At 42.3% G+C, this 19,879-nt stretch carries 6 protein-coding genes and 3 pseudogenes; all 9 read right to left on the reverse strand.

Going from position 1 to position 19,879, the window contains the following annotated elements; genetic code table 11:
* Positions 1–966, reverse strand: a pseudogene (locus QNK26_RS18815) (3-hydroxyacyl-[acyl-carrier-protein] dehydratase FabA); the annotation flags it as partial.
* 480 nt (positions 967–1,446) lie between these two features.
* Positions 1,447–3,951, reverse strand: a pseudogene (locus QNK26_RS18820) (beta-ketoacyl synthase N-terminal-like domain-containing protein); the annotation flags it as partial.
* A 114-nt stretch (positions 3,952–4,065) separates the two neighbouring features.
* Positions 4,066–6,684 carry a PfaB family protein gene (locus QNK26_RS09390; protein WP_319222446.1) on the reverse strand — a complete coding sequence of 873 codons (2,619 nt, stop codon included), beginning with the start codon at positions 6,682–6,684 and terminating at the stop codon, positions 4,066–4,068.
* Between the two features lie 177 nt (positions 6,685–6,861).
* Complete coding sequence (locus QNK26_RS09395; RefSeq protein WP_319222448.1) at positions 6,862–14,472, reverse strand: SDR family NAD(P)-dependent oxidoreductase; 7,611 nt, start codon at positions 14,470–14,472, stop codon at positions 6,862–6,864.
* A gap of 763 nt (positions 14,473–15,235) precedes the next feature.
* Positions 15,236–15,637 (reverse strand): thioesterase family protein, encoded by a 402-nt coding sequence (locus QNK26_RS09400; RefSeq protein ID WP_319222450.1) that lies wholly within the window; start codon positions 15,635–15,637, stop codon positions 15,236–15,238.
* Positions 15,638–15,890: 253 nt separating this feature from the next.
* Positions 15,891–16,091: pseudogene (locus tag QNK26_RS09405) on the reverse strand (VF530 family DNA-binding protein); the annotation flags it as partial.
* Positions 16,092–16,227: 136 nt separating this feature from the next.
* Positions 16,228–17,085: a patatin-like phospholipase family protein gene (locus QNK26_RS09410; RefSeq protein WP_319222451.1), complete on the reverse strand. Its 858-nt coding sequence runs from the start codon at positions 17,083–17,085 to the stop codon at positions 16,228–16,230.
* Positions 17,086–17,220: 135 nt separating this feature from the next.
* Positions 17,221–18,633 carry a pyruvate kinase PykF gene (pykF, locus tag QNK26_RS09415; RefSeq protein ID WP_319222453.1) on the reverse strand — a complete coding sequence of 471 codons (1,413 nt, stop codon included), beginning with the start codon at positions 18,631–18,633 and terminating at the stop codon, positions 17,221–17,223.
* 371 nt (positions 18,634–19,004) lie between these two features.
* On the reverse strand, positions 19,005–19,879 hold an 875-nt coding region (lpxM, locus tag QNK26_RS09420), incomplete at its 5' end, for a lauroyl-Kdo(2)-lipid IV(A) myristoyltransferase (RefSeq protein WP_319222454.1).

Below are 19,879 nucleotides of genomic sequence, written 5' to 3' on the forward strand. Positions count from 1 at the left end.
GATCACGCCTTTACCGTCAGAAAGTTCTTCGTCAGTAAAGAAACCAGCACAACCATTACGCATGATCAGTACTTTCTTATCTCCCACGTAACAATCATAGTGGAAGAAGAATAATAGCTGTTCACCATTACGGGCATAAGAATCAATGTGGATTTCGTAACGTAAGGTATCACCACCGAAAGCCATCTCTTCAAGGAAGGTTAATTCACAATCAAGTAAGCGGTAAACACGTTCACCTTTGGCTTGGAAATCAATGCCGATATAAGAGATCAACATCAAATCACATTGACCTGATTCAACTGCCACCGACCAAGGGATCTGCCCATCGATCAGGAACGGTGCATCAACAGGAACATCATATTCCGTACACATGTATGATTTTTTGTATTCATGAACCTTGGCATCGAGTTCAGTAACGCGCGTTACTAACAAATAATCAGAGGTAGGCAAACGCACACGACGTGAATAACCATCAATAATATTATATTCAGCACCAAATACTTTACCAATATCACCTTCGGCAAATTCAACTAAGTCAGCTTGATCATAAATGATATTTTTTGGTTTGTTATAACGTTCAATCAATTGCAATGGAGGATAGTTGTAACCAACAGGTCCTTTGATCTGAAAACCAGCCTGCGTTGCCTCTGCTTGAACCTGGGCTTCGGCAGAGGTAAGGTTCGCAGCGACAACAGGTGCATTGGGGACAAGCGTCAATGGGGTAACCGTTTCAGCAACCGTGGACTCAACATGTGCTTGAGTTGGTGTTTGAGTTGCTGTTTGAATTGTGGCTCCAGCTGATAATTTAGATTGTAATCCGATAAGCTGTGAAAGATTTTTCTGTGCAGCTAAGCGGCTTTGTAAAAATGCTTGATGCGTAGATGCTTGTTGATGAATTTCATTACTGGCTTTGCTTTTCACGGTCACTCCAACAACGCTCTGGGCCTGTACAGGCTGCGCTGAATGTTGAGAAAGGGTTGAAGATGCAGCTGGTGCTGTCACTTGAATTGGCGCTACTTTGCGATTAGAACCTTGAGTTTCAGCGATTTCTGAAGAATGTGAAGAGCCTGCGCTCGACGATACATTCACTGAATGAGCACCAATGCCTTGTGGGATCAGATTGTCCATAACCACAGGTTGCTGCACCTTATTTAAGGTTTTACCGGCAAACTGCGCCTTGATTGAATGCAAAGATGAACTAGCGCTATTTACAATCGCCTCACTAATTAACTGACCACCGAGCTTGATGGTTTTAATCAATTGTGGGCGCAGTTTAACAACAGGAGCTGGCGCAGCTTGATGCGCTTGCGTTGAACCAGACAAGATCAGATGCGCACAACTGTTATCACGGCCAAGACCGTTAATCGCAATATGTTTTTCGGCATGTTGATCTAATAACAAGGCACTTTTAATAATACTGGCGATACCTGATGCATTGAACGTATGACCAATGTTTGATTTTACCGAGCTGATATGACGGTTTGGATACAGTTGTGAAAACGCAGTCTTCTCCGCGCTATTTTCCGCACTAAAACCACTGGCGTGTGCTTCCACATTCGTTACATCCGCCGCACTAATACCTGCTAACGTGAGCGCTTTATCCGCTGCAATCGTAATTGCTTTACTATCGCGACCAGGGGCAAAGCTAACGGCATCGATACGCGCATAAACTTGCTTAGATGTAACTTGCGATAACGGTTTAACGACAATAGCTGCGGCACCTTCACCCACCAGCCATTGCTGCTGATCAAGAATATTGTTGCTTAGCGATTCGCTTTTGTTGACAGTTCCGCTTTCGCTAACAGGACCACTTTCATTTACAGGTCCATAGTGTTGACGTAAGGTAATGTTTTCGATTGAACCAGACAAGTCAACAGCCGCAATAATAACCGCTTCAACATCACTGGTTTGAAATAGATTCTCAGCTAATTCAACACAACGATAAACTGAGTTTTCTTCAGCCGATACGGTAATAGCAGGGCCAGAAAAATCCCATAACGCCGAAATACGCGACGCCATAATATTACCGATGAAGCTAGTATACTGATTTAGCTGGGCAGCTGAAGCGACACCATCTTTGGCAATATTAGTCAGTTCTTCACGTTGCTCAACGGTAAGATTAATGCCTTGCTGTAATAGACTGTCTTCGATTTGTGTTGTCAAATTAACACGGCCACGATACTGATGTAATTCCAGCTCCATGCCCATCGCCACTAATACCGCGACATTACGGCCTTCAACCAGACCAGCATCTTTAGCGGCATTGTCTGCCACTTGCATCATCATTAATTGTTGTGGGATCAAACAATCTTTTTCATTTGGCGGTACTTTGAAACGCAAGAAATCAATATCAAGCTGTTCAACATAACTACCCTTAGGCGCTTTGCGTAATTGTAACGACTGCATCACGTTGGCATTATTTTCCATGCCCTTCCAGCGTTGCTCAGGTAATTCACGGAAGGTATTTTGGTTATTATGTAATAACGTCTTGAACTGGGCTAAGTTACTAACGCTACCAAAATGGCTGTCCATACCAATAATCGCCAGTGGCTCACGCGGTTTAGCGACACTAGCGTTAGACTCGAGTACTTGTGTTGGTTGTTGTAATACCAAATGGGCATTACTGCCACCAAAGCCAAATACACTCACGCCAGCGGTACGAGGTTGATCTGTTTTTGAGCCCTGAGTAGTCGGCCAAGGCACTGTCGTCGTTGGCATCTGCTCGCCAGTAAAGTAGCCATTTTTAGATTGCAGCGGTTGCTTTAAATTAATCGTTGCAGGGATCAAGCCTTTACCTAGCGCTAACATGGCTTTGGTCATGCCCGGCATACCAGCGGCTGTTAACAAATGACCAAGGTTAGATTTAACTGAGCCCAATAAAGGTTTGTTATTTACCCGACTGAAAAAGGTTTCCATCGAACGCAATTCAACGTTATCACCTTTAGGTGTGCCCGTTGCATGACACTCGATATAATCAACCGTGCTCGGATCAACATCCGCATCGGCATAAGCACGTTCGTAAACTAATACCTGGCCCTTGGTATTAGGGCTTAATACAAACTCGCCTTTACCATCATTTGATAATGCGCCGCCTTTAATAATGGCGTAAATATTATCACCATCACGTACAGCATCACTGTGACGTTTTAATACCATCATGCCCGCACCTTCACCGGCAAATAAGCCTTGTGAATTTTGATCAAACGGGGCGTGAACATTGTTAGCTGGATAAGCTTGGAATATTGAGAAGCCCATATTAACGAACATAGGATCTGCTGCTGATACCGCCCCCGCTAACATCATGTCAGCTTTACCCGTATGCAGATAATCACAGGCTAACTTAACGCTATAACAAGATGACGCACAAGCCGCATCCAGTGCAAAGTGTGAACCACCGAGACCCGCAGCTTGCGCGATCAGAGCGGCTGGATAGCCAGCTACTAAGGCATTGTCCGCATGGGTGTTTTTAGCGGTGGTATAATGCGTTAATTGAAAATCAGGATGTAGTACTGACTTTAAAGCATTATCAACAACTTGATGATATAGCGGCATAAACAGTTGATTCGAAGACTTGGTTGGGAATGACAAATTGCCTAAAATAACCCCGCAATTTTCCAGCGCGTCACTACCCCAGTACCCTGCATCAGTAAGCGCTTGTTTAGTAACATAAAGCCCCCACTGATTTAGATCATCTAAAGCCGTTAAATAACGACTATCCAGCTGATAACCAGAAGCATCAAATTTGAAATCACTGATATAGCCACCGTGAACACAGTAAAACTTATCAGTATCACCTTTTTTAGCGGTATATTTAGCAGGGTCAACGCCCATCTGAACAGCGGTCGCTTTACTGCGACAATCTTGTTGTTCAAGCAATTGCTGCCAAAATTGATCCGGAGCTTGTGAGCCCGGAAACAAGTTAGCAATACCTACTACTGCAATATTTTCCATAATTACTCTCTTTAAATCCACATTTCAACTGACGGAGAACACTCCATCTGGACTATTGTTCTTGTTTTATTGATCTTGCTTAATTATTTGCCCGCACTAGCGAAGCCTCATGTATTAACCATCAAAGCGGCCTGCTTGGACGAGAATAGAACCGTTAAACATGCTATCTAAATTCAAATTTACGCCATGACTAATTAATTTAGCGATCGCGCGAATATAAGTCAGTTCATCACTGGTGCCTTTAGCATTCACAGGTACAGAAACATGTTGGCTTTGCTTTTGATTACCGTTATCTCCATTAGCGAGGATCTTATCTACCCAGCTGCATAACGAACGACCGGGGCCCATTTCAATAAATACCCGCGCACCTTTATCGTGCAAGGTATTCACTAAACGCGGAAAATCCACCACATCACACAAACATTTAGCAATGCTGTGGGAAATGGCTTTGCTGCGTTGTGGGATAGGTAAATAACATGAGCTTGAATACATTTTGGTATTAATGCGTGGGGTAACGTCCATATGGTATAACTCAACCATATGATCATATTCGGCATAAGCTGGCGCGCTGTGAATAGCGTTGGCCATATTTAATGCCATTGCCCGCACACCTAAATTTTTAATTACTCGCTGGCACGCTGCTGGATAACCCGCTAACAACAAACTATCGGGGGTATTGATAATGGTGCAATACACACGGTCTTCATCTGCAGCAGCGATCTCGACCTGTTCAATCGTCGCCTTAATGGTATAGGTTTCCCAGATCTGCTCGAACGTGCCGTTAGCAACATCATCCATACCCCAATGCTGGCGCAGGGTTCTTAACTCGCCGCAAAGTTGATGATTAAAGGTATTAGATTGCGCAAGACGTGCACTCATTAGCCCCGGTTGTTGCCAACAGCCTAAGGCCGCATACATACTCACTTCACCCATGCTATAACCTGTTGCAAAGTCAGCTTTAACGGCAAAGACTTCTTCAAATACCTTGGTAAACACGCAAGCAAAACCCACACCGGCTTCGGCTATATTGGCTAGGTTGCCGCGTAGATCCAGATCCAACTGTTTTAGTTGTTTGAAACTATGACGGCTAATACTGCGCGGATTAAGTAAGGTATCCTTGAGAGTGGCTTCGATGTCATCAGCTAACGCTGCAACAGGCTGATAAATCTGGGGGAATAGATGAAATAGATCACGCCCTAAACCAACATATGTCGCGCCAATACCTGGGTACATAAAGGTAACGCCATGCTGAGTGTTGTTAGCTGCGTCTTTGTTAGCAGCGTCTTTATTTGCAGGAAGTGCGGTAAAATAACTGCCCTTCGGGGTTTTCCATTCCTTGGCATCTTCATTAAACACGCTTGCGATACCAGCGAATGCCAAAGTTATCTCTTTGCTTAACTCTTCAGCTGTCTCGGCAATAAGTACCGCGCTATAGGCTTTGTCAGTATCAATACGGGCATAACAATCTGCTGCTATTTGCTTTATATCTGTAGTAGTACTTATGCCGGTAATAAGTTGCCCAGCAATAGTTTCTAATTCACTGCGTAATTCTGCTTCGCTATTACCTTGCACTATAACTAGTGCTAACTCGCTTGATGCAAAATAACCATTACTGCGCACATCACTCACTGGGTGCACTTGGTCGGCGGTCTTGATCTTATTTTCCTGCAAGATCACATGACAATAACCCTGCTCTGATGAGACACAACTGTAAGCAGCAACATGAGCACGGCCACCTGCGTGCGGAAACCAAGGTCGAGCATCAACTGGCATATAGAATGGCGAACGCTGCCATTGTGACATTTGTGTGGCGATAGGTTGCTGCCAATCCTTAATAGCCGGAATATAGCGCTGGTGTAAGCTGATCACACATTTAAGTAAACCTGCTACCTGCGAGAAACACCCGCCTTCACCCGTAACACTGCGGGCACAACTTAACGCGGTATGTAAGGTTTTCGTGTGGCGATAAGCTGACAGTAAACCCTGACTTTCTGATAATGCGCTCTCTGATTTAGAGTCTGCAGTCACTTCTAATAAACCGACTTGTTCAGCGCTAATGCCAGCTTGTTGTAATGCTATAGTTGCAGTCGCACTAATATTATCGGCACTGAGCTCTGTGTTGCCACTAGCAAGCTGAGCGTTTACACTCGACTGAGCAAAACCTTTAATACTGGCATAAACATAACATTGATTAACACGAGCAAAATCGGCTGAGGAGATAAGTAAACTGGCGATACCAGTCACGCCGACATAACCATTAAATGCTTCATCAAAGCTGATTGTCGCGACGGCTTCTGCAGCATCAATATTATTGCTGGCTGCATTAACCGTATTATTAATACCAATAACAGCAACTGCACCGTCTTGATTCGTGGCTAAAGCAGTGGCGAGCTTTAGCGCTTGACCCAGATCAGTCATGATCTCAAATCTTGCACACTGCTTAGTTAATTGTTTAGCGAGTTGTTGCAGTGTCAACTTGTCAGTATTGCTATTCGTTTCTGCAATTAGCAGTACTGTTATATCAGCACTATGCAGCTGATTCGTTTGCGCTAATAGCGCCACCGACCTAAGCACAGTTGCAGCTGTAATCTCTTGATCCCCTGCATCGTCAATGACCTCAGTACCGATACGATCACCGACATGAGCACCTTGATAAAAAGCACGTTCAGCACGGTCTATATTGTCTTGTCCGCTAAATTTAGCATCTATACCAATAACAGCTAATTCCGTCATATTCTCTTCAATATCCTATTGCGAATAGTAATAGCTAAAAACGCTAGCTAACTTGGTTTAAGCCAAGCGTTTTTAGCTATTAATATTGTTAAACTGATTAATAAAAATAGACGCCATGATGACCATGACGTCTACCCTTCGTTATTTATACTTTCTAGATGTTAGTTATTCAAAGGCTCAAGACATATCGTTCAAAATGTCACTGACACTGACTTGCGCTGATTTAACTTCTGCAAGTAACTGCATATCTGCAGCAATCAATTGAATATCACAACAGGCTTTACTGCCGCGTGACCCCAATAGATCGTGTTCAACGACATTGAGTTGCAGATAAAACACTTCATCTACAGCCACTTCACGATACACAGTCCAAGCAGCTGTCACCGAAGGTAAGCTACCTAAACCAAATTGCTTGCGCACCCAGACCAACATCGCCTGATAAACCAAATCATTCGCAAAGATGTTGTTGGCAGCTAACGGGAATGCCCCCTGCTTAGCTGCTGCAACATCGGTTATCTGACAAGCCAATAGCAGGCCCTTGTCATCACAACTTAATATCTGCTTAATACCCTGCAGACTTTCACCGTGGAACAAGGTGCCATTGCGATATAACGCTTGCGCTTCATCGCTAACCAAATTGTTAATATCTGCAGCTAATGCCGGTAATTGAACCGTCACCGAATCAAGAGGCTGAGACGCTAACAATATTGTTGCGGCATAATGAAATACCGGTTTACCATCACTTTTCAGGCTAAAGATTTTAGCGGCAATACGGACAGCTGTTTCCTGCTGTGAAACAGCGGTCACAGGCGACAATTGAATTCGATAATCCGCCGCCTCATTACCATCAAAAACCACGCCTTTAAACAATTTATAGTCTTCGAAACCGACATATTTCAATGCACAGTTTCGGTTACTATAAGTTGCTTGTGCTGCATCACTCATCCAAGCAATCGCGCATACCGTAGGTAATACCTGATTGCCTTTGATCATGTGGTCAGTTAAAAAGCGATTGTCGTTCACCTGAAGATCGCTATTCACTTGGAAATGATCGTTCAAAGAATCACTGTTAGTCGCTTTGATGCTTTTAATGACTAAAGCATCTGATAAACGACTAACTTGTGGCTTTTTTACAGCAGTACTCTTTTCATCAGACTTTTGATCACTAGCGGTATCTTTAGATAAGTCATTACCCACGAGGATTTGTGGACAACGGTTATCATTAGCGGCTAGTTCATTGAGTAACAACTGCGCGCCGGCATCAAGTGGAATAATGTAAACACCACGTTGATCAAACATACGTTTTAGCTCAGGCGTTACCATGCCACCGTCCCAAGGACCCCAGTTAAAACTCAATACTTGAGCTTGTGGGTGCAATGATTTAAAGCGGTATGCCGTCTTGTTTAAGATTTCATTGGCAATCGAGTAATCAGATTGGCCAGGGTTACCGTAGAAACCAGCCGCTGACGAGAACAATACCAATTGCTTAATGTTGCTTGCTTCAGTTACTGATAATAGCGATAACAGACCATCGATTTTAGTGCTGTATACAGACTCAAAATCGCTCAGTGTTTTTTGCTCAATGAATTGGTCAGCTAAAACGCCAGCGCCATGAATGATGCCAGTGATAGCACCGAACTTAGCGATAGCTGGAGCGACTGCCGTTTGTACGCTTGCTGCATTAGTTACATCTGCAGAAACATATTCAGCTTGGCCACCAGCAGCGGTAATTGCAGACAAAGTTTGCGCAATTTCACGATTAGCTTGGATAGGTTTGATTAATTGTACGATCTTAACGGGTGTCGGTTTATCACCTGCGGCAATTAAAGCCTGCATTGCCGCTTTCTTTAATGCCGCTTCATCGTTAATACCCTTTGCCCAGCTCGGCTCATCATTTGAGTATGTTGAGCGTCCTAATAAGATGAACTTAGCTTGATACTCTTTAGCGATACGAACTACGCAATGCGCTGTTACGCCTTTTGCGCCGCCACTGACTAAGAATACCGAATTAGCATCAATGTTATTACCAACAGTAAGTGCATAACTGTCAGTCGCAACACCGGTTAAGGTAATACGCTCAAGGCCATTTTGCTCAGCTTGTTGATAACCTACTTCAGTTAATAGGCTATCCGCATCAAGCAGTTCATCACTAACAAGACGCGCCACTTGCGCTGCAGCTAATGATGTTGGCATATCTAGCGCACGACAGAATACGTTATCCCATTCGTGTGACAGTGTTTTAACTAAACCGTTTAAACCGCTTTGTACTAGATCAGTCTGTACTAGGTCTACTTGTTCATCATGATTAAAACCAAGTGAACCGCCCTGCTGAGTAACCACCATGAAAGAACCACGCACTTTAGCTGCTTGAGTTACTTTACTCAATTTCGCTAATAAGAAGGCTAACATCAGGCCTTGCTTAGATGCTTGTGGGTATTCGATATGGTTGATTTCGCTACTTGCATGCAGATAGATAACTGCATCCAGTTGTGCGTTAGCAGTAATGATGTTGTTGATTTCAGTTTCATCAACGCCATTTAGAGTCACCAGCTTCACTGACTTATTAAATGCCTGCGTCGTTGTTACAGCAACCCAAGTTGGTTGCAATGCAGTTACATTCCAGCCAGTTTGAATTAACTCATCTGCTAATAACACCGCGTTATCACTGCCATCTGCCACGATTAAGGCATTCGCCCCTTGGCAATCTTGACTGATTTTGCTGATTGAACTTAGACGTGAAATTGCAACGGTTGCGCTCGGCGCTGGCTGAAATTCCGCTTTGTGTTCTGCAGCAGCCGTAATGGTTGCAACATTGCTTTGCATAAATGCATCTGACACAGCGTTGTTTTCAGGGCTAGCCACTACATTTGTAGTAACGCCACTCGCCTTGCTTTGCATCGATTTACTCTGCATATAAGTTACAATTTCTTCTAACGTACGCAGCTCCGCTAAATCTTCTGGGTTTAGCTCAGGTAAATCAGTAATGATCTCCTGTACCGCACCTAAAATTTCCACACGCTTGATTGAATCGATACCAAGGTCGGCTTCCATGTCCATTGCTAATTCAAGCATATTGGCAGGATAACCAGTCTTATCAGCAACAACATCCATCATTACGTTTTGGATATGGTCTAAATCGATAGACGGTGCTGAACTTGCTACAGCAGTAGGTGCACTTTCTACAGCAACAGGTGCTGCAGGCGCATTTTCAGCTACGGGCGCTTTGCTCTGCATGTAACTAACGATTTCACCTAACGTACGTAGTTCAGCAAGATCTTCTGGGTTTAACTCAGGTAAATCGGTAATGATCTCCTGCACGGCACCTAAGATTTCAACACGTTTGATTGAATCGATACCTAGGTCAGCTTCCATGTCCATAGCAAGTTCTAACATGTCTACTGGATAACCGGTTTTGTCTGCAACCACTTCCATCATCACTGTTTGGATATGGTTTAAATCGATAGACGGTGCTGAGCTTGTTACTACAACATCAGCTACTACAACATCTGTTATAACAGTCGCTACAGGCGCTTTACTTTGCATGTAACTAACGATTTCACCTAAGGTGCGTAATTCAGCAAGGTCTTCTGGGTTTAGTTCAGGTAAATCAGTAATGATCTCCTGTACTGCACCTAAAATTTCTACACGCTTGATTGAATCAATACCTAAGTCGGCTTCCATATCCATGCTCAGTTCTAGCATGTCAGTTGGATAACCAGTTTTGTCTGCAACCACTTCTAACATTACGTTTTGGATGTGGGCTAAATCAATACCAGCAGATGCAGGCGTTGCTACAACCGCAGCATTAGTCGCAGTCGATGCTGTTACTGGTGCAGCTGCTTGCGCTTTAACATTCATATAATCGACAATTTCACCAAGCGTGCGTAGCTCAGCAAGATCTTCAGGGTTAAGTTCAGGCAGGTCTGGGATCAGTTCCTGTACTGCGCCTAATATCTCAACACGTTTGATTGAATCAATACCTAAGTCAGCTTCCATGTCCATGCTCAGTTCTAGCATATCCGTTGGATAACCGGTTTTATCAGCAACAACGTCTAACATAACTTTGTTGATAGTGGCCACATCGATGCCAGCTTGAGCAACGACCTCAGGTGCAGCGGCTGTTTCAACGACTGCAGCGGGGGCAACGACTGGTTTTGCCATTACAGCAACCAATGCTGGAGCAGCAGATATAGCCGGAGGAGTAACAGCTGCAGGCGCTAATACCACCGTTTGTACTGCAACTGCGGCATTACTGACGCTATTAGTAACAACACGACTTGCCACATTATGATTAACCGTAGCAGGTGTTACTGGCGATGCAGTTTGTCGCGGATGTTGTGGCGTATTCAATACCGGAGTTACTGGAGCTGCAATATCGTGACATTCAGAACCAGTGAGCATGGTATTCATATTACTGGTCTGATTGTTCAGATACGTTTCATGGACGCGTAGAGTTTCAGATTGGAACTCGTTATACATAGACAAAGTACGATCTAAACTTTCCGGTAATTCATTGCTGGTTTGCGCAGCAAGCACCGTTTGAACTGTTTTTGCGTAGTCTTGTGGGCCTTGCATAAACTGCTCATGCACGTTTAACAATTGCTGTTGATGTTCAACAAACTGACCAACACTGCGCTCAATAGAGGCAACAAGATCGGCATCCGAATGATTGACGTCATTGCTATTATTAGCCGCTGCGAGTGAGCCATCCGCGTTAACGTAGACAATTTTTTCAACTTCAATGATTTTTTCGACTTCGACGATCTTCTCAACTTCAACAATCTTTTCGATCACTTGTGGCTGTGGTACCGCAACAGGAGTCGCTTTAGCTTGTTTTACTGTCCAGCCATCTGTTAACGCATCCGCAAATGCTTTTTTAGTTTTCGGGCTCACATACGACGCAGCTGAAAGCTTCATCAACATAGGTGATGCTTTCGGTGCCGTTAATGGACGCTTAACCGCATCATACGGGTCAAGGTTTGCTAACGTCACACCAAGCACAGCCATCTGCAGGGCTGCTTGACGCATTTGCACATCAGCAGGCTGTTTAGGATTAGCATTCACAGCGATTGCTAGCGCATCCGATTTGTCAGTCAGAATATTTTCGACCAATTTAGTTAATACATTCTTCGGACCAAATTCGATAAATACTCGACCACCCGCTGCATAGATATTGTCAATCTCTTGATTGAAATGCACCGATTCCAGCATGTGCTTTTTCAGGTCTTTCTTGATCTCATTGGGTTTATTTGAGTGAACTAAGCCAGTGCCATTAGCAAATACCGGTATGCTCGGCGCTTTAAACTTAGCGCTATCAACCGCTTTAGCAAATGGTTTTTGGGCATGACCAACTAATGGCGTATGGAACGCCGCAGATACAGGTAACGGTACAACTTTAAAACCAGCATCACCTAAGGTTGCAACCGCTACAGCAACCTGCGCAGTAGTACCCGCAATAACAACTTGGTTATTCGAGTTGTAATTGGCAATCGACACATCATTAATCGCGTCAATTATTACCGCAACTTGCTGTGGGTCACCGACAACTGCAGCCATCTTACCGGCATCAAAATCATCCTGCTCTGGTGCAGCCATTGCTTGACCACGACTACGTGCTAGCATCATGTAATCACTGTCGCTTAATACATCAGCAGCCCATAATGCCGTTAATTCACCGAAGCTGTGACCAGCAGTAAAATCAGCTTTAAAGCCCGCTTGTTGGAAAGTTTTAAACAGGCCAACACTCAAGCAACCAATCGCTGGCTGTGCATGTTGTGTTAAACGTAATTGATCTTCTTGTAGCTTACGTTCGGCATCGGTATACACAGGGATTGGATAAGTGGTCGCAGATAACTGACCTAGACCAGCAGCGCTGAATTCTTTATCCATTGCCGCTGCACTGTGCATCATGCTTGGGAAGTTACAGGTTAATTCACGGCCCATGTTCACATATTGTGAACCTTGACCGGAGAATAACGCCACGACTTTCCCGTTAGCATCAATACCCGCTTGACGATAATAAATACCCGTCGGAACTGACCAGCTGGCTTTATCTGCATGCGCGCTAAATTGTTTCAACGCCGCATCGATCATCGCAATGGCTTGATTGGCATTACGTGCCACAAAACCTAAACGCGCTTGGCTTACTGCTGGCGTATTCAACGGCCAAGTAGTCACTAAATCGTTAAACACAAATGCTTGATGATCTGCATCTACCGCCAGTTTACTACGCCAGTTATTTAATTCCGCGATAATACCTTGCTGATCTGCCGCTGAGATCAGTACAGTCTGAGCAACGGCGTTTAAGCGGTAAGCGCTATCATGGTTGGCGCGATACTCTTCTAAAATGATATGGAAGTTAGTGCCACCAAAACCGAATGAACTAATACCTGCACGACGTGGAATACCATCTTCACGTGGCATCCAAGGGCGAGTTTCACTGTTTAAATACATAGGGCTGTTTTTGATGTCCAAGGCTTCACTTGGTTTATCAATATGAATAGTCGCAGGTAAAATTTTATGATGCAGTGCTAATGCTGCTTTGATCATGCCTGCAGAACCAGCCGCTGATTTAGTATGACCAATTTGCGATTTAACCGAGCCTAACGCAATATGCTGTTTCAGATCACTGGCAGCACTAAAGTGTTTGGTCAAACCGGCAAACTCTGCCGCATCACCCGCTTTAGTACCAGTGCCATGACCTTCAATAAGACCACATGTTTCTGGTGCAAAACCGGCATCTTCATATGCACGTTTAAGCGCTTTCGCTTGGCCATCAGGGCGCGGTGCGTAGATAGATTTGAAACGACCATCAGAAGAGGTGCCGATACCTTTAAGTACGGAATAGATCCTATCGCCGTCACGTTCAGCGTCTTCTAAACGTTTAAACGCCAGCATGCCGATACCTTCACCAACTAGCATACCCTTTGAATCATCATCAAATGGGCGAATATCATCATTGGTGGTAAACGCGGGGGTTTTTGAGAATGACATATACATGAATGGTGAGTTATCACAACATACACCACCCGAAATCATCACTTCTGAACGGTATTCTAATAAGTCTGATATCGCCATTTTAATCGCTGCGAGGGAGCCGGCGCATGCCGCATCAACCACACAGTTAGTACCACCAAAGTCAAAGCGATTAGCGATACGACCAGCAATAACGTTGCCTAACATGCCAGGGAATGAGTTCTCTTCCCAGCCGATGTAAGCTTTTTTAAATTTCTCGATGATCATAGCGCGATCATCTTCATCAATACCTGCGGCTTTTAATACTTTCTCTAATACTGGGCCTTGTAGGCGCGACGTTAATGGCGAAATTTGTTTCTGACCACCACCAACACCTAGCGTGATACCAATTTTATCATGGTCATAATCACTGCCAATGCCAGCATCACTTAATACATCGCGGGCAACAATTAATGACAACAGTTGCGCGATATCTGTGAGCTCTAAAATATTTGGCGGTAAGCCAAACTCCATCGGGTCAAAATCTAGTTCGGGAATAAAACCACCGCGTTTGCAGTATGTTTTGTCTGCCGCTTTTTTATCTGCCGAATAATGGTCATCAATGTTCCAGCGATCGCTAGGTACATCAATAATGGCATCAACAGAGTCAACGATATTATCCCAGAATTGGTCCAGATTTTTAGCGTCGGCAAAAACCGATGCCATACCGATGATTGCAATTGGGCATTCTTGTAAACGTGAATTTAATTGCTGCTCATCGCTACTTAACACATCCTTGCCGTGCTTAACCGATGTGGTGTTCTTTTTAGCCATTGTGTTATTGCTCCTGTAAGGATCTATTTTGTGCACTAAAAACAATGCTCATCAAAACGTCCATTTGAACACTAAGTAATAACTTGAGCGTACAAGTGTACTCTTAAATGGCGAAAAAAATCTACCGCCATTTCATGTCACACAAAATAGATTCGGTAGATTTAGCTGTTTTAAATTTTATCCCAGTAGATTAGAAATTGAACTTAACCGTTCAAGGTCCAAATACCTATAATTTACATTTGCAATAATATACACAGCTTTAAAATTCACTACAAACGCACAGGGTACGCCGTTTCAGCAGGCTCATCAGACCAGAAAATAATTAAAATAACGGCTGAAACTTTAAATTTTATTCACTATTTAGTGAGTTTTAATCATATTTTCACTGCATATTCGTAATAGATCGTCACATTTAAGTTTAATTCCACCATTACCAAAAAATTATTCCTTACAGATTATTAATCTTAAATTCGTCTAACATCTCACTTTTAGCGTACGTTTGTACGTTTAATTTAGTGATAAATAACTAGGAACTTACATTAAATTACATATAAAAGGAGAAGATTAAAACGTAATTGCTGATTTATAGACTAAATACTCAGGCTATTTAAGGGACTTATAAGACGATATTTAATCCTGTGATAAGCAATAAGGATACGCAATCAGCAATGTAAGGGATGACAGAGAGGTATAATAATGAAGCATCTGATGCCTCATTATTTCATTCTTCTTGCTTTAAACTTAGACTGGCAAGGCTCTGATATTAGCTATTTACCATTGCGGCTAACACGTCATCAGGTATTGGCTGTAAACGTTTTTGTTTATCTAAGCACACCATTTCAATATCACCGATAACAGCCGCTTTATTGGCATTTGGACGCCACACTTCTTGGCGCCAGACAGTTTTATATTTACCATCGAGGATAAAAGAAGTGCGGATATCACAAATTTCGGCAAACTCGACCCCATCCTGAAACGTTAAATTGGCTTTATAAACCGCAAAACCTAAACCTCGTTCGTTCCACAATGTCGCTAATAGATCACTATTGATAACATGTTCACGAGCACGTTCAAAATACTTTAAAAAATTAGGATGGTAAACAACCCCAGAATGGTCGGTATCTTCATAATAAATTTGTACTGGATGATGGTATATCTTCGTCATTACTGAAATTAACCTATTTGATCACGCATTTAAAAATATATAGCATATAGATTAATTTGAAAAATAACAGCCCAATAGTAAACAAGGTGTCACGTAATGCGATTTGTAAATACAGATCTTCTGTCAGGTTACAGTGGTGGGAGATTGAAAGGAGAAGTAAGCTTAAACGTGGCTTTTAATTATTTGGTCCTTGTTCATCATGATTATAAATAAGGACCCGTTACTACAAGCAGATTTAGTCTTCAGTAACCATTTTTATATATAACGCTTCAACTTTTTCACGTGCCCAAGGCGTTTTACGTAAAAATTTAAGGCTAGATTTAACACTCGGATCATGTGTAAAGCACCGAACGTTAACGTAGTATCCAAGACCATCCCAACCATATTGTTCAACAAGGCTGGTAATTACTTTTTCGAGAGTCATGCCGTGAAGCGGGTTATTTATTTGAGTCATGTTTACCGTGATAAGTTATTTATAGTTAATAGCAAAGAGTATAACACAAGAGTTAGCAAAAATTAGCCATCACACAACGACAGCGATGCTATTTTAACTCACTATCCTGGCGTATAAATCCGTGCAATTCCCGTCATTATCCGCCGTTGCTAGCGAATTTATTACCAAACCATTTGCTAAATACGTTCTTGTTGACATCGCTATTACTGATACTTTGTTTTAACTCAATAATACTACTATGTTGCTCTTTTGCTGCATCATAACCAATCTGATAAATCTCACGTAATGATTTTTCATCGGTTGCAAATGTGTTGTAATTCAATAAAGCCTCAGGGTAAATCTGTACATCACACTGCGACAGCTTTTCTAACTCCGCACCACTGCCCTGCAAGGTAAATGCACGTAACACGACATCTTTTATACTCGAGAGTTCATCAGCTTCGACCTGACGAATGGGTGATACATACACGCCAATTATTTTGTCACAATCATCTTCAATAACACTCACAGGAAAGTGATTGACAATACCGCCATCTGAATACACTTGATCATCAATGATCATAGGCGAAAAAACCAGGGGATAACTTGCCGATGCCAACAAAGCATTAATGACGGAGCCATCTTTAAAAATGTGTTCTTTACCGACTAGCATATTAGTAGCAACAATGCGCAATTCAGGATTGAGGTATTCAAAGCTATCTTCAGGGATATACTTTAGCACTTCAGGATATAACTTTGCTGGGTCGATAAAACCAGCTCGGGCGCGGGTGAACTTCCAAGAAAAGGGCTTAACCTCAATAAAGAATTGTAAAATCTCATCAATTTCGAGCCCTGAGCAATAAAGCGCGCCAACCATAGAACCTGCACTTGTTCCCGCAATGACATTAGGTCTTACGTCTTGCTCTAATAAGTATTTTAATACACCAAGATGAGCAATCCCTTTCGCGCCGCCGCCAGAAAGGACTAAGCCAATTTTATGTTTAGCACTATCCATCGATTTTTTAACCCTTTCATAAACTTATTACTGACTTTATATGGTTCTATATTACGTCTTTATAAAGTTTTTACAAAATGTAGATATAAAAAAAGAGAGCATACGCTCTCTTTTTTATAATATCAATATGGCAACTTAAAGTTGGTGAACAGATGCCGTATTCGTTGTGCCAGATGGTACTAGCGCACCAGATACCATAACAACAATATCACCTTCTTTAGCAAGGCCAGTTGCTAGCGCAAGTTCTTTACCTTTACGGTAGAACTCATCAGTGCTATCAATCTGTTCAACGATACAGCTGCTTACACCTTTAGTTAGGCATAGTTGCTGTGCTGCTTTTTCATTCGTTGTGATCGCTAAGATATTCGCTTTCGGGAAATATTTACGTACCGATTTCGCTGATTTACCACCACGTGTAGCAACAACGATTAACGGAGCACATAATTTCTCAGTCGTTTCTACCGCACCTTTACATACAGCTTCTGTAATACGCATACTTTTAGCAACAATATTCGCACCTAGATCCGAAGACATTGAGTTATCAGTACGCTCACAGATGTTAGCCATGATAGAAACAGCTTCAACTGGATATTTACCTTTTGCAGTTTCGCCAGAAAGCATTACCGCATCGGTACCATCAAGAACAGCATTGGCAACGTCGCCCGCTTCTGCACGTGTTGGACGTGGGTTGCTGATCATTGAATCAAGCATTTGCGTTGCTGTAATTACAACTTTACCTGCTTTATTACATTTTTTGATCATCATTTTCTGTGCCATGATCACTTCTTCAACAGGGATCTCAACACCTAAATCACCACGAGCAACCATGATACCGTCAGATTCTGCAAGAATTTCGTCGAAATTATCAACACCTTCTTGGTTTTCAATTTTTGAAATAATCTGGATATTTTCGCCGCCGTGATTAAACAACACTTCGCGAATTTCTCTTACATCGTCAGCTTTACGAATAAATGACGCTGCAACAAAATCAACTTCTTGCTCACAACCAAACGCAAGATCCGCTTTATCTTTTTCAGATAAGGCAGGTAGACCTACGCTGATGTTAGGTAAGTTAACACCTTTATTTTCACCAAGTGCGCCAGTATTTAATACCGTACATTTCACTTCAGTGTCAGTCGTTTCAACAACTTTCATTTCAATCAGGCCATCATCCACAAGAATGATTGCGCCAGGATTCAGATCTTTAGCAAAGCCAGCATATGTTACAGCAACACAATCTTTATTACCTACAACGTTAATATCTGTTGTGAAAGTAAATGATTGGCCGACTGTTAATATTACATCTTCACCATTATCTAACTTAATGGTGCGGATTTCAGGACCTTTAGTATCCAATAAAACCGCGATTTTTTTGTTTAAGTTTTCACTTACTTCACGGATATTTTGAATACGAACTGAGTGTTCAGCAAAGTTACCGTGAGAGAAGTTTAAACGCATTACATTCATGCCTGCATTAACAAGCTCTGTAAGTTTCTCTACTGATTCAGTTTTTGGACCAATTGTACAAACAATTTTAGTCTTTTTCATTCTTATAGCTCCGATGGGATATTTTATATTCTTATAAACTTCGTGTTCTTTTTATAGTTTAGATGAAAAATTTGCGCTATTAGCTTTGAATGCAACTATAAATAGATATTCTTTTATTGAAACGATATCGCTTTCATATGAAACTAATTGTAACAAGTAAAAATTAAAAAGCATAGTAAGAGGTACATAAAGAAAGTCAGAATATATACCTAGATCAAATTTATTCGTCCGATTAGACTAAAAACAGAACAAGTAAAGGCGAAATCTTAATTGAGTATTCGCGCGGAAAATAGTTTGAGATTGGCTTTTAAGAGGGATTAAAAGTGCAAAGCACCATATCTATAATGACGACATGATGCTTTAGACAAAGATTAATAGATTTTTTCACCATCTGGACGTGTTCGTAATAACCTTAACGTCCACATATATTGATCGACACCACATTCAATCAGCGCTTCGATTTCTTTATTCATCATAACAGCATCTTGCTCAGGGCTTTCTGACGGAAAATTTTGCATTGGCGGTCGAATAAAGGTTTCAAACTTACCTAACTTTTCGTTATATGCGGCATATATAGGTACCACGATAGCATTTGTCTTTTGCGCTAACTTACCCATAACCGGTAAAGTTGCTTTTTGAGTGGCAAATAAAGGCGCGAATACACTGCGTTTTGGTCCATGATCTTCATCAGGTAAATAATAACAGCTTTCACCACTTTTAAGTGATTTAACCAACGCACCCAATCCAGCCTTGCGATGATAAACCGTACCACCAAACATAGCGCGCTGGCGTGTCATTAGCCAATCAAATAGCTCGTTATCAGAGTTATTGAACATAGTGCAAAATGGCGCGCCATAAGAAGCAATGTGCAAACCAGAAAAATCGACCGCAAAACTATGCGGTACAAGTAAGATACATGCCTTACCCTGCTCTAGTAATGGAAACAGATTCTCTCCGCCATGAACGATCATACGTTTGCGGTTATAAGCACGACTACGTGCACTCGGCTCTGCATAGCTTAAGATGGTTTGACAAAAAGTAACCAAGTTAACCATGATGATGCGATCTTGCTCAGCATCATCCATCTCAGGAAAGCACATAGATAAATTAATCTTTGCTACCTTCTTACGCTTTGCCATCGTTTTTAGATTAAATAATTTAGTCGCAATAAATCGAGCAAATTTATCACGTGGTTTCACTGGCATAAAAGCTAATAAGTATATGATCAAAACGCCGAACCACACGG

It is taken from the genome of Moritella sp. (assembly GCF_033791185.1).
In the GTDB taxonomy this organism is placed as follows: domain Bacteria; phylum Pseudomonadota; class Gammaproteobacteria; order Enterobacterales; family Moritellaceae; genus Moritella.